This is a genomic window from Ochrobactrum chromiisoli (assembly GCF_026241335.1).
Lineage (GTDB): Bacteria > Pseudomonadota > Alphaproteobacteria > Rhizobiales > Rhizobiaceae > Brucella > Brucella chromiisoli.
Genome location: NZ_JAPHAV010000001.1, coordinates 581172 through 594321 on the forward strand (window position 1 = coordinate 581172; position 13150 = coordinate 594321).

Genomic DNA, 13150 nt, shown 5'->3' on the forward strand with positions numbered 1-13150 from the left:
AACAATTCATTGCAGCGCTTCTATATCCTTATCTTCGCCGCTTGACTATGCCTCAGAAAAATCTGGGCCTGAGAAAGAGCATTGGCTCAGGCTCTGCGCCAGCGGCGGCCATGGGTTGAAACCTCAAATCGCGTTGGGGTACGGGCAAAGGCCGATAGTCCACTGAGCGCTGCAAGCGGATGCACGACCACACGAACCGGAATATCGCGCATGAAATGCGTATGCGGAGCCTTGTCTTCAAAGGCTGCGCGGAACGATCCTGCCTGTAGCGCGGAAAGAATGCGCTGCGGAATGCCGCCCGAAAGATAGACACCGCCATGTGCCTTGAAGATGAGGGCTAAATCGCCTGCGATACGGCCCAGATAGGTCACAAAAAGTTCAAGCGTTTCCACTGCTTGTGGGTTGCTGCCGTCCAGACCGGCCGCGGTTATGTCCGGCGGTGTGTCCAAAATGGGTGTTATTTTATCTGCCGCGCAGACTGCAAGATAGAGATTGCGCAGACCACGCCCACACAGAATCTGCTCTGCCGCAACACGCCCTTCGATGGTTTCGATATGCGGGAAGACCTGATAATCGCGTTCGCTGCGCGGACCAATATCAATGTGCCCCCCTTCGCCGGGAACCGGAACCCAGGCTTTCGTCGTGCGCACCAGACCCGCAACGCCAAGCCCTGTGCCCGGTCCAAGCACAACGCGGGTTGCAATGATTTCTTCATCATGCCCGCCAATCTGATGCAGATATTCTTTTTCAATTGAAACAACGGCAAGTGCCTGTGCTTCAAAATCATTGAGCACGGTCACGTCTTCAAAACCAAGATTGGCGATCATTTGTTTTGGACGCACAACCCAATCGCAATTGGTTAGATCAATTTCGTCACCATCGACGGGCCCGGCAACTGCCAAAATGGCAGAGCGGGGGCGAACGGAAGTATGGTTGAGCACGGTCTGCTCAATCGCATCGTCAATTGTTGCATAATCTGCAGTCTGCACCACAGGAAATTCTTTTGGCTCTGCATGAGAATCAATAAGCAGCGCAAAGCGGGCATTGGTTCCACCAATATCGCCGACGAGGACGGGAAACTTGAAACTCTGGTCAGCGTTGATCATGGTGTGCCTTGTTATTTCATTTTTTCTTATTATGCGCGGCTCGTGGCTGCGAAATGGGTTTAATCCAGGACGCGCACGAGCTTCTCAGCGGTGGCAGGATTAAGGGCCATTGGGATGTCATAGACGCTGCCCAATCGTGTGAGGGCTTTTACATCGACATCATGCGGGAGTGGCGAGAGCGGATCGATGAAGAAGATCAGGGCCTGCACCGTGCCTTCCGCAATCATTGCACCAATCTGCTGGTCGCCGCCAAGCGGGCCGCTTTTGACGCGATGAATATTAAGCGTTGGACATGCTTCCTGAATGAGTCCACCTGTGGTTCCGGTGGCCACGATATCATAATGCGACAAAGCCTTTTCATGGTTACGCGCGAAAGCAACCATCTCGTCTTTTTTCAGATCGTGAGCAATCAGTGCAATGCGCAGGCGTTTCGTCATGAGGTTGATAACCTTGTCATTTGCATTTTAAATCGGTTAAAGCCTATAGCGAAGCTAAGGGGCAGTGAAAAGCATGTTTTCTAATACACGCTCCAGACCCTAATTCTCAACAGATACTAGTTTGCCCCATAGATCACATCAGCGATTGAATCGGGCGAAGGGCCAGCGAGCACCGCCGCACAGGTCTTTGGCAAGTCGGATACCATGACCGGCTTTGGCTTCTTGGGTGGTTCTTTCGAAGGTTTGGCTGGCTTCCACGGTTCATCCGTAAACCACCATGCCAGCGATTTGTCGCAACCGTCACCCGCAGCCACCTTTGGCTGTGGTTTGCAATCGGGCGATCCCGGCTGGCAATACAGTCTGACGTGGAAATGATAAAAATGGCCCCAGTAGGGGCGCACCTTGCCAAGCCAGCTGCGGTCTCCTGTTACGGTGTCGCAAAGCTGCTTCTTGATGCCGGGATGCACAAAAATGCGTTCGACTTCAGGATAGCTTGCCGCATGCCGGATCAATGCCGTCCGGGCGGGTGTCCATTTTTGGGGATCAACATAAAGGGAATCGTTTTTAAGCATCGATACAGCCGACACGCTTTCGCGTTCTGCATCCGTAAAGCGCTTCTTCGGCATGGGTGTGAGCCAGATATCGGCATCCAGCCCGACCTGATGCGAGGCATGGCCCGTCAGCATGGGGCCACCACGTGGCTGCGAAATATCGCCGACCAGAAGACCCGGCCAGCCATCTTTCGCTGCATCACGCGAGAGCTTCTCCAGAAGGGCAATCGTGCGTGGGTGTCCCCAGTTGCGATTGCGCGAAAGCCGCATCACCTGCCAGTTCGGACCATCGACGGGAAGCGCGACGGCACCTGCCAAGCAGCCCTTGGCATAAAAGCCAATCGATTGCGGCTCTTGTGCGAGAACGGGAAGTTTCTTGCCGCCGAAGGCTTGTTTGGCGGGTATGTCCTGCGCCTGTACCTTCTGCGCGAGGTTCGGGGCAATCATCGCCGAAAGACAGGTTGCAAGGATGAAGCGTGACCAGAATTTTGACGTGGATTTCTTATCCATCGGGCCGTTCCCAAAAACTTTTGTTCGAATCATTCGAACCAATGTGCAGAATTATGCTTTGCCTTTATTCAAACGGCAATCAGCGCCATGTTTTCTCGTTCCACATGGCGGAAAACGCTATTTTATAATCAGGATAGAGGAATGTGTAGCCAAGATCTTTTATCCGACGGTTTGAAACGCGCTTGTTCTCGCCATAAAAGGACCGCGCCATCGGCGTCATATCGGCGTCTGCGAAGGAAACTTCTGGCGGTGGAACAACGCCCATCAGTTCCGCAGCATAGACCACGACATCCTGCGGCGGCGCAGGTTCATTATCAGTGATGTTGAAAGTGCCGCCGCTATTGGTGCCTGCCAGAAAGCGCAGACTTCCGGCAATATCTTCGACATGAATACGATTGAAGACCTGACCGTCCTTAATGATCCGGCGGGCGGTGCCGTTTTCAAGATTGATGAAGGCGTTGCGGCCCGGACCATAAATGCCCGACAGGCGTAAAAGTGCGACAGGCGTTCTATGGCGCTCGCTCAACGCTTCCCATGCGTTCTCTGCTTCGATCCGTTCCAGTGAGCGGCGGGATGCAGGCGCGCATTCAGCGGTTTCGTCAATCCAGTTGCCATCGTGATTGCCGTAAACACCCACAGTCGACAAATAGCCGATCCAGCGGATGGTGTTGCCGGGACGGCGCAGTGCTTCTTCAACGATTGCCAGTGATGGATCGCCGTTTTCGCGTGGTGAAATCGAAATCACCACATGGGTTGATTTTGCAAGGAGGTCGATCAGTTCAGGCGAGGCGGTCTCGCCATCAAAAATCATCGGCGCGATGCCGGATTTTTCGAGAAGCGGGAAATTCTGCTCGTTGCGGGTGGTGCCATCAATGCGCTCTGCCTCTCCAGTCATCAAGCGCGAAAAGGCTCTCGCAGAATAACCGGATCCAAACAGAAAAATGCGCATTCTAATCGTCCTCCAATTTCCACTCTGCGCGCACCGTATCATCCTCTTCGCGTGAGGCCAGACGATTCTTTAGAATTTTGAAATGTTCTGCATCGATGAGTTGCTTTAATGCCCAGACAGCAGCGCCGCGCACGACAGGTTCCGGGTCTTCAAGCAGGCTTTCCACGTGTAGCACCAGCGTCTCATCTTCCGAATTGCCTGCTGCAATCAGCACATTGCGTAAAAATCGGTCGCGACCGATGCGCTTGACGGGAGAACCGGAAAACAGCTTGCGGAAGCTCGGGTCATCAAGGGCGAGAAAATCAGCAAGCCTTGGAGCCTTGAGATCGTCACGCGCTTTCAGCTTCATTTCGCTGGTTGCCTGCGCAAACTTGTTCCACGGACAGACCGAAAGGCAATCGTCGCAACCATAGATGCGGTTGCCCATGGCTTTGCGAAATTCGTGCGGAATGGGTCCCTTATTCTCTATGGTGAGATAGGAAATGCAGCGGCCCGCATCAATCCGGTAAGGCGAGGGGAAAGCCTTGGTCGGGCAGGCATCGAGACAGGCACGGCAGGAACCGCAATGATCGCGATCCGGCTCATCGGGCGGAATGTCAGCCGTTGTGAAGATCGACCCAAGAAATAGCCAGGAACCGAGTTCCCGGCTGACCAGATTGGTGTGTTTGCCCTGCCAGCCAAGGCCAGCGGCCTGCGCCAGCGGCTTTTCCATCACAGGTGCCGTATCGACAAAGACTTTTACGTCCTGCCCGGCACGTGCGGCAAAGCGGCTGGCAATGTGCTTGAGCTTGCCCTTGATGATGTCGTGATAATCGCGGTTCTGCGCGTAGACCGAGATTGCTGCGCGGTCTTTGTGTTCAAGAATGTTCAGTGGGTTGCTGTCCGGGCCGTAATTCATGGCCAGCATCATGATCGAGCGAACCTCTGGCCAGAGAACGCTGGGGTTTGCCCGACGATCTTCGGTTTCTTCCATCCACAGCATATCGGCGTGATGGCCATCGGCAATATATTGCCGAAGACGTTGGGGTGCTTGCGGAATTGCATCCGGTGACGTGAAAGCCACCGCATCAAAGCCCACCGCCTTCGCTTCTTCAATCAGAAAGCGCTTAAGCTTTAGCTCTTTAGAGTCAGAAGTCGAGGTCGCCATAATGAGCCACTGGAGCTAGTCCGCGTACACGATCGGCCAGCAACGGGCGGAAAGCTGGGCGCGATTTCATGCGAGCGTACCAGTCGCGCGCGGCTTTTGTTTCCCCCCATTCGATTTCGCCAAGATAGTCGAGCACGGAGATGGATGCTGCTGCTGCCATATCAGCATAACTGGGATGACCGCCTGCCAGCCAGTCGCGTGTTGCGGCGAGCCAATCGATATACTTCATATGCTGGCGGATATTGGTGCGCGCGGCACGGATCGCTGTCGAATCGGGTGCACTGCCGCCCATTTCATCGGCCATCTGAAGCTTGAATACGCGTTCACGCGCGATGTGGCGGGTGACTTCGTTTTCGAGTTTGAGCAGAAACCAGTCGACAAGACGGCGCACTTCTGCGCGTTCCATAGGGCTTTCGGGCAAAAGACGACGACTGCGTTTCAAGGCGCCGCGTGTTTCATCAAGATATTCTGCAATGACGGTTGCACCAACAACCGGCAGATCGCGTTCAGCCAATAAGACAGGAAGCGTGGCTGCAGGGTTGAGCGCCAGAAATTCCTTGCGGCGCGACCAGGGACGCTCCTCAATCAGTTCGGCTTCAACATCATATTCACCGAGAATAAGCCGCACATAGCGTGAGCCTGAAGACATAGGATGATGAAAAAGCGTAAGCATAATCGACGCGGTACTCTCGACTGACAAGCTTTAAGTGATCTCCGATGAAGGCCTGTGGCTAGCATTTGCACTGGCAGCAGTTTATTTCTGCTGTCAGGCGATTCGAGCCACCTCAACGGAATGTTTAGTTTATAGGTGCTATGCTTGACTGAGACAAGCAATCGCTGGAAGCGTTTATTGTAGCACTTTCATGCTTAACAGCTCGTCAAGATGCGCCATTTTTATCCTGCCACCTTCTAAGGTACTGACTTCATGGAAATTTATAATCTTCTGGAAGCCGCTTTTCTCGGTCTTATCGAAGGTTTGACGGAATTCATCCCCGTTTCCTCAACAGGCCATCTGCTGCTGATCGGCCATTTTCTGGGCTTTGAATCAACTGGCAAGACCTTTGAAGTGCTCATTCAGCTCGGTGCGATCCTTGCAATCCTGAGTGTCTATTCGGCAAAGCTTCTCAAAATTCTGACCGATTTCCCACGTGATGCGCGCACACGCCGCTTTGTACTGGGTATTCTGGTGGCTTTTCTGCCAGCCGCTGTCATTGGCGCAATGGCGCACGGCTTTATCAAGAGCGTGCTGTTTGAAACACCGATGCTGATCTGCATCATGCTGATCATTGGCGGTTTCATTCTTTTGTGGGTTGATCAGTTGAATCTCAATCCGCGTTATCGTGATGTGATGGATTATCCGCTGCCGATTTGTCTGGCGATTGGCTTTGTGCAGTGCCTTGCCATGATCCCCGGCGTATCGCGCTCAGGTTCGACCATTGTTGGTGCGCTTCTGCTCGGTGCTGACAAACGATCAGCGGCGGAGTTTTCATTCTTCCTCGCCATGCCAACCATGGCCGGCGCTTTTGCCTATGACCTTTATAAAAGCCACAGCATGCTCTCGTTCAACGACACAGCGCAGATTGTCGTTGGCTTCATTATGGCCTTTATTTCAGGCGTATTCGTCGTGAAGCACCTACTTGATTATGTCTCGCGCCACGGTTTCAAACTGTTTGCATGGTGGCGTCTGATTGTCGGCGCACTTGGAATGGCTGCCCTATTGATTTGGGGGTAAGCCGAAAAGAGCGCATAAAAGAAAAGGGGCCTTTCGGCCCCTTTGTCTTATCTGCATCGATACTCACGCAAACCCGGTCTTGGTATACTGACCGGCAACGCGATAGCGCCAGAGATAGGCGGGAAGGATTGCATCCACCGCTTCTGGCTGAATGCCCATGCCCTGAAGCGTGCGCCCTTCCTTGGTGGCTTTTTCCGAAACCACATTGTCTGATTTCAGCAATGTCACCTGATCATTGGTGAGCAAAGGATTTGGCAGCAAGCTAAGAACCGATGCCTGAAGGCGAGCCACCCACCAGGGCATAGAGACGATGATGCGCTTGCGGGCGATGACGCCGAGCATATCTTTCATCCAGTTCTTGAATGGCTGTACGTCTGGACCGCCCAGTTCATAAACCGCACCCGGTGTCAGCTTGCCATCAACGGCGTGTGCAACAGCTTCCGCAACATCGCCGACATAGACTGGCTGAAGTTTTGTTTCGCCGCCGCCGATAACCGGCAGGAACGGCGAGAAGCGCGCCATATTGGCGAAGCGGTTGAAAAAGCGGTCTTCATGGCCGAAAATGATCGACGGACGCAGGATAACTGTACCCGGCAGGACCGAAAGAACCGCCTTTTCGCCCTCTGCCTTGGTGCGGGCGTAGTCAGACTTCGAATTGGCATCGGCCGCCAGTGACGAAAGATGCGTCAGCTTGAGGCCCGCTGCCTTTGTGGCTTCGGCGATGTTCTTTGGACCCAGCACTTGAACGCTGTTGAAGCGCTGCTTGCCGCCTTCAGCAAGAATGCCAACAAGATTGATAACGTGATCTGCACCCATGATGGCGCGCTCAACCGAGCCGCGATGGCGTACATTGGCCTGAACCATCTGAATCTGGCCGACATTGCCGAGTGGCGCCATATAATAAGCAATCTCCGGCTTGCGCACGGCAACGCGCACACGATAGCCACGCTTGGTGAGGCTGGCTACGACCGCGCGCCCAACAAAGCCAGAGCCGCCGAAAACGGTGACCAGTTTTGGTCTGTTGTGAACTTCGTTCGGTTCGGTCTTCATCCTGAACTCCTGCATGAAAGCCCTATTATAGTGCCGGACATGATGATTACGGCATGTTTTCTGACGGTGATTTATCGCCTTTTGGCAACAACGCAAAGGGGACTTGTTGTCACGATTGCGACAAAGGCTGCTTTTCCCGTATTAAACGCGCAATACCGCTTTGAGATTTCGCGGCTTACTGGTAAATCGCGCGCATGAGCACACCACTTGACCATATTCGCAATTTTTCGATCGTCGCCCATATCGACCACGGCAAATCGACGCTGGCCGACCGCCTCATTCAATTGACCGGCGGGCTGGACACGCGTGAGATGAAGGACCAGGTCCTCGACTCGATGGATATCGAGCGCGAGCGCGGCATCACCATCAAAGCCCAGACCGTTCGTCTTACCTATAAGGCGAAGAACGGCGAGGACTATGTGCTGAACCTTATCGACACCCCCGGACACGTCGACTTCGCCTATGAAGTTTCGCGTTCGCTGGCTGCGTGCGAAGGTTCGCTTCTGGTGGTGGATGCCTCACAGGGCGTGGAAGCGCAGACGCTGGCCAATGTCTATCAGGCCATCGACAACAACCACGAGATCGTGGTGGTTCTGAACAAGGTCGATCTTCCCGCAGCCGAGCCTGAGCGGGTTCAGAGCCAGATCGAAGAAGTGATCGGCATTGATGCAAGCAAGGCCGTGATGATCTCGGCCAAAACTGGCCTCGGTATTCCTGATGTGCTGGAAGCGATCGTCGAGCAGCTGCCGCCGCCGAAAGAGGGCGATCGTAACGCACCGCTGAAAGCCATGCTGGTGGATAGCTGGTATGACAGTTACTTGGGCGTTATCGTGCTGGTTCGCGTTATCGACGGTGTGCTGAAAAAGGGCCAGACCATCCGCATGATGGGTACAGGCGCGAAATATCCGGTTGAACGCACGGGCGTCTTCACGCCGAAAATGGTTCAGATGGATGAACTCGGACCGGGTGAACTGGGCTTCATCACCGCTTCCATCAAGGAAGTGGCGGATACCCGCGTCGGTGATACAATCACCGAAGACCGCCGCCCGACCGAAAAGGCTCTGTCCGGTTTCAAGCCTGCGCAGCCGGTTGTGTTCTGTGGATTATTCCCGGTTGATGCAGCTGACTTTGAAGACCTGCGCGCTGCGATGGGCAAGCTGCGTCTCAATGATGCGTCGTTCTCGTTTGAGATGGAAACCTCTGCGGCACTGGGTTTTGGCTTCCGCTGCGGGTTCCTCGGGCTTCTGCATCTTGAAATTATTCAGGAACGTCTTGAGCGTGAGTTTGATCTCGACCTGATCACGACGGCGCCTTCGGTTGTCTATCGCCTGAATATGCAGGACGGTTCGCAGAAAGAGCTGCACAATCCGGCTGATATGCCGGATGTGGTCAAGATCGAAGCGATTGAAGAACCGTGGATTCGCGCAACCATCATGACGCCAGATGATTATCTCGGTGCGATCATGAAGCTCTGTCAGGAGCGTCGCGGCCTCCAGATCGATCTGACCTATGTTGGCCCGCGTGCGATGATCACCTATGATCTGCCGCTCAATGAAGTCGTGTTCGATTTCTATGATCGCCTGAAGTCGATCTCGAAGGGCTATGCTTCGTTCGACTATAACCTCTCGGATTACCGTGAAGGCGATCTGGTTAAGATGTCGATCTTGGTGAATGAAGAGCCGGTTGACGCGCTTTCGATGCTGGTTCACCGTTCGGCTGCTGAAAAGCGTGGCCGCGCGTTGTGTGAAAAGCTCAAAGAGCTGATCCCGCAGCACATGTTCAAGATACCGATTCAGGCAGCCATTGGCGGCCGTATCGTTGCGCGCGAAACCATTTCGGCCCTGCGCAAGGACGTGACGGCCAAGTGCTACGGTGGCGATATTTCGCGTAAGCGCAAACTTCTGGACAAGCAGAAGGAAGGCAAAAAGCGCATGCGCCAGTTCGGCAAGGTGGAAATCCCGCAAGAGGCCTTCATTCAGGCCCTCAAGATGGGTGATGATTGATCCTGGGTTTGTTTTAAAGAGGCGCTTCGGCGCCTCTTCTTTTTTATAATATTACTTTATTATCTTTAAAGGAGATATTTATGTTTGGACTGCTGAGAGCTGCAATCGAGTTCTTAAACTCAGCCCTAAATCTTTTTATGAACCGATCAGAGAAGCAAGACGAAAGCCGCCGAACGAAAGAGCAGCAAGCTTGGCAGTGGTTGGATTATCACTTGCCTGCTCTAGAAAACGCCGCGCAAGATGCATATTCCTTCATCTTGAAGAAGTCATCTGCGCAAGTTTTGCTGGATTATGCGGGAGCAACTTATCCCTTTGTTGAAAAGCTGAGTACTTTCCCATCAGACGACCGAAATGCCATCAAAGTCAATTTTCTGAAGCTTCGTGGTAAAGAATCCAAGAGAGGCTGGGCCAAGTGCAATTCTTATGTGAAACTATGGCGAAAATGCGTGGGACAGTTTCCTGCTGATTTGCCTGATTTGCCATACGATATTGAGAAGTTTGACAAGGTTTATCGAGTCTTTGTTACGGTGACCGGAACGAAGTAAGACGGAGGTACTGAAAATGTTTCCCGCAATCTCCATCACCTACTGCACGCAATGCAATTGGATGCTGCGGGCAGCGTGGCTGGCGCAGGAGTTGTTGCAAACGTTCGGACAGGACTTGAGTGAGGTGGCGCTGCGGCCCGGCACCGGTGGCGTGTTTGAAATCCATCTTTATATGCAGAACGGTCAGGACGAATTGATCTGGGAGCGCAAGCGTGATGGTGGTTTTCCCGAAGCCAAGGTGTTGAAGCAGCGCGTGCGCGATCTAGTCTGGCCTGATCGTGATCTCGGACATTCGGACAGCAAGCCAAAGCCGGAATAAGATAAAGCCCGCAAGTTGCGGGTTTTTGTTTATCTAAGTTGCAATCGAAATTGCTCTTGCTTGATTACAGAACGCACGCTTGCGTTATCGTTGATACTGCACAGGTTCGCATTTTCTTTTGTGCAAAAAAACCCAATAAATTGCCGCCCGAGTGAACGTTAGGCTTGTCAGCCGCGATAGGAGCGCTTATGCCAATTATGTAACGATATTACATAACAAATTGATGCAAGAGAGAGAACAAATATGGTAAAATTACTTGCTTCGCTTGGCTTTTGCGCGGCTATGGTTGTTTCAGCTCCGGCCCTGGCAGAGACAAAGGAAAAAGCGGTGTCCAGTCACAATCATTCTCATGATCACGCCCCTAAGCAGGATAAGAATGTTTACAACGGCTATTTCGAGGATAATCAGGTCAAAGACCGCAAGTTGTCCGATTGGGAGGGCGATTGGCAATCAGTCTATCCCCATCTGAAGGATGGCACGCTTGATGCGGTATTTGCGCATAAGGCAGAGCATGGCGATAAGAGTGCCAAAGAATACAGCGATTATTATGAAATCGGTTATCGGACGGATGTTGACCGTATCGTTATCAAGGGTGATGAAGTGTCCTTTTATACAGGGGGCAAGGCCTCATCTGGCAAATATGTAAGCGATGGCTATGAGATTCTAACCTATGCCAAGGGCAATCGCGGCGTTCGCTTTATCTTTAAAAAGGTCGAAGGCGATAGCACAGCGCCTGACTATATGCAGTTTAGTGATCACCGCATCGCACCAGAAAAGGCTGATCACTATCACCTCTATTGGGGCAATGATCGTGCGGCTTTGCTTAAAGAAGTTACGAACTGGCCAACATATTATGCTTCTTCACTCAGCGGCAAAGCTATTGCGCATGAGATGATGCATCATTGATTATCTGATCTGCAAACAGAGAGAAAAAATCAAAGGCTGAGGCACGAAAAGTGCCTTGGCCTAGGTTATGTTGACAAAGTGAGGTAGCCGTATTTTGACGGCTGCGATAGCGAGGAACGCCTCAAAAGATTTTCTGGTTTTATCTTATCGTATGGCAATGCGACCGAATTGTTTTAGTTTGTTGAACATACGCTCAATGCGGTTGCGATCTTTGTAAGCTCGTAAGTCACAGGCGGGCGGGTCCTTCGGGTTCGCTTTTGGTGGAATGACTGGCATTATGCCGCTGCACAAAAGAGCTTCCCGAAAACTATCGCCATCATACCCTTTATCAGCCAGCAATAGTCTGGGCTTCTTCACAGGTATAGACATCAATTCTGCGACAGCATTGTAATCCGAAGCTTCTCCGCCTGTCAGGATAAAGCCAAGAGCGCGTCCCATCGGTAAGATCACCACGCACCATCACTGCCTCCTAAAAGACAGTCTTGAATCATGCTTTAGTTGATTTTGGAATCCACTTTGTCAACGCGACCTAGCTGTGTCAGTCATTCTTACTTCCTCATTAGTCAGGTGCATTCAATTTTTCGTACGCTTCAAATAGCGCGGAAACGAGAACGCCATTTATGCGCATTCCTGTCAGATCCGCATCCTTTATGTCGGCATCCACAAGTGTGACGCCGCTGATGGTGATACCAGTCATGTTAGCGTTTGTGATGCTTATGCCGGTCATGTTTACATCATTGAATCGCACGGCTGTGAGATTGACATCGTCAAACTCCGCCTCGCTGAGATTCACATCATTGAATTTCGCTTTGCTCAAAACCGCGTAGAATCGTGCTTCTGACAGATTTACTCCGTCGAAATTGGTGCTGGACATATCTGCGCGGTGATAATGCTCGCCCTGCAACTGAGGTCCGTCGAATGGGGTGTTCTTTGGCGTATCACTCATGTAGGCGTATCCTCATGTTAATTCATCAACGATTTCAGTTTGCACTATAGCACCTGATTATCAACGGCTAACAAATGGACGGACGTCACGAGCGTCATGGAGTTCTACTAGGTCTCCTGAATTTTAAGGATGGGTCTGCGCAAAGTTGCGCATACCCCTATATTCCTGCCGGTATAATCTCGACGCCATACAACCACGATTATATCGGATTATTGTGCGCGCTAATCAAAACGGTGTAGTGGCGGATCGTGACACACCGTTCTATTTTTGCTAACGATATCACAGTCAGTCTCTGGGAGAGTTGCGATGAATTGCGGACGATGTGGCGATGAAGCCTGCAAAGAGGGTTTGAAATGTTTAAGCTGCGGCGCTGAATATCGTCGTAAGCGGTTTCTTCTGTTCTCAACCGTTTTGTTGAGTTTGATTATTTTCGTTGGTTTCCTAGCGAATTGGTCAGGTTACGTGCCAGTCGTGTTTTGGATAGCCTTACAATTACCGCTGACTGCCTTGATGTATCGTGCATCTCGCAAATCTTGGCGAGTGAGACCGGTTAGTTAAAGTTTCGATTCTTTGTGTTTCAATCCCGCTTACTGCGGGGTTTTATTTTTGGAGCGATTGATAACCGCCAAACTTCTCGCTCTCTGCCTTTATCATCATCTCCGCATGCGCATTACCTAACAGCGTCACACAGCGCTGAATTTGCGGACCAATACGCGCGCACGCGCTAGGCTTCACCGATTTATCTGACATCATATCGCCAGAGAAACACCGATTTAATTCCGGCCATCACGCGAGCCTAAGCTGGAGAGGGTCTCTCCAAATTTGGAGACACCCGTTTTCATGGCTTTCACTAAAATACTACGATTTACTGGGTGTCCATTTTGAGCAGTGCGAGCAGGGATGGGGTTTTGAGGGTTTTGAAGGTTCCGCTTCTGGCGTATTTGATGTT

Annotated in this window: 13 protein-coding genes and 1 pseudogene; 5 read left to right on the plus strand and 9 right to left on the minus strand. The window is 52.1% G+C overall.

The features are described 5' to 3' along the window. Positions 1-86: 86 nt before the first annotated feature. From OPR82_RS02760 to OPR82_RS02785, 6 genes are all read right to left on the minus strand, one after another. Positions 87-1106, minus strand: coding sequence for a glucokinase (locus OPR82_RS02760; protein WP_265982880.1), 1020 nt, complete (start codon positions 1104-1106; stop codon positions 87-89). Positions 1107-1165: 59 nt separating this feature from the next. Further along, positions 1166-1543, minus strand: coding sequence for a methylglyoxal synthase (locus OPR82_RS02765; protein ID WP_265982881.1), 378 nt, complete (start codon positions 1541-1543; stop codon positions 1166-1168). Positions 1544-1659: 116 nt separating this feature from the next. After that, complete coding sequence (mepA, locus tag OPR82_RS02770; RefSeq protein ID WP_265982883.1) at positions 1660-2604, minus strand: penicillin-insensitive murein endopeptidase; 945 nt, start codon at positions 2602-2604, stop codon at positions 1660-1662. Positions 2605-2683: 79 nt separating this feature from the next. Continuing rightward, entirely contained in the window at positions 2684-3553 is an 870-nt protein-coding gene (locus tag OPR82_RS02775) for an SDR family oxidoreductase (RefSeq protein ID WP_265982884.1), read from the minus strand. 1 nt (position 3554) lies between these two features. Continuing rightward, positions 3555-4700, minus strand: a complete 1146-nt coding sequence (gene queG, locus OPR82_RS02780) for a tRNA epoxyqueuosine(34) reductase QueG (RefSeq protein ID WP_265982885.1) — start codon at positions 4698-4700, stop codon at positions 3555-3557. Then, on the minus strand, positions 4681-5373 hold the full coding sequence (locus OPR82_RS02785) for a glutathione S-transferase family protein (protein ID WP_265983836.1): 693 nt from the start codon (positions 5371-5373) through the stop codon (positions 4681-4683). Before OPR82_RS02785 ends, queG begins: the two co-directional genes overlap by 20 nt. 252 nt (positions 5374-5625) lie before the next feature. Between OPR82_RS02785 and OPR82_RS02790 the strand changes: the two genes are divergently transcribed. Next, a complete protein-coding gene (locus OPR82_RS02790; RefSeq protein ID WP_265982887.1) occupies positions 5626-6432 on the plus strand; it encodes an undecaprenyl-diphosphate phosphatase in 807 nt (268 codons plus the stop codon). Positions 6433-6495: 63 nt separating this feature from the next. Here the strand turns inward: OPR82_RS02790 and OPR82_RS02795 are convergent, their stop codons facing one another. Beyond that, positions 6496-7482, minus strand: coding sequence for a complex I NDUFA9 subunit family protein (locus tag OPR82_RS02795; RefSeq protein WP_265982888.1), 987 nt, complete (start codon positions 7480-7482; stop codon positions 6496-6498). Between the two features lie 194 nt (positions 7483-7676). Here OPR82_RS02795 and lepA point away from each other — a divergent pair, with 194 nt between their 5' ends. The 4 genes from lepA to OPR82_RS02815 all read left to right on the plus strand — a co-directional run bounded on the left by lepA (position 7677) and on the right by OPR82_RS02815 (position 11255). After that, on the plus strand, positions 7677-9485 hold the full coding sequence (gene lepA / locus OPR82_RS02800; protein WP_265982889.1) for a translation elongation factor 4: 1809 nt from the start codon (positions 7677-7679) through the stop codon (positions 9483-9485). 80 nt (positions 9486-9565) lie between these two features. Then, positions 9566-10030, plus strand: coding sequence for a hypothetical protein (locus tag OPR82_RS02805; RefSeq protein WP_265982890.1), 465 nt, complete (start codon positions 9566-9568; stop codon positions 10028-10030). Between the two features lie 16 nt (positions 10031-10046). After that, positions 10047-10349, plus strand: a complete 303-nt coding sequence (locus OPR82_RS02810) for a SelT/SelW/SelH family protein (protein WP_265982892.1) — start codon at positions 10047-10049, stop codon at positions 10347-10349. Positions 10350-10592: 243 nt separating this feature from the next. After that, a complete protein-coding gene (locus tag OPR82_RS02815; RefSeq protein WP_265982893.1) occupies positions 10593-11255 on the plus strand; it encodes a ZinT family metal-binding protein in 663 nt (220 codons plus the stop codon). Between the two features lie 60 nt (positions 11256-11315). Here OPR82_RS02815 and OPR82_RS02820 read toward each other — a convergent pair. Both OPR82_RS02820 and OPR82_RS02825 read right to left on the minus strand, forming a co-directional pair. Beyond that, positions 11316-11690, minus strand: a pseudogene (locus tag OPR82_RS02820) (transposase); the annotation flags it as partial. Between the two features lie 124 nt (positions 11691-11814). Then, complete coding sequence (locus OPR82_RS02825; RefSeq protein WP_265982896.1) at positions 11815-12201, minus strand: pentapeptide repeat-containing protein; 387 nt, start codon at positions 12199-12201, stop codon at positions 11815-11817. Positions 12202-13150: the final 949 nt, after the last annotated feature.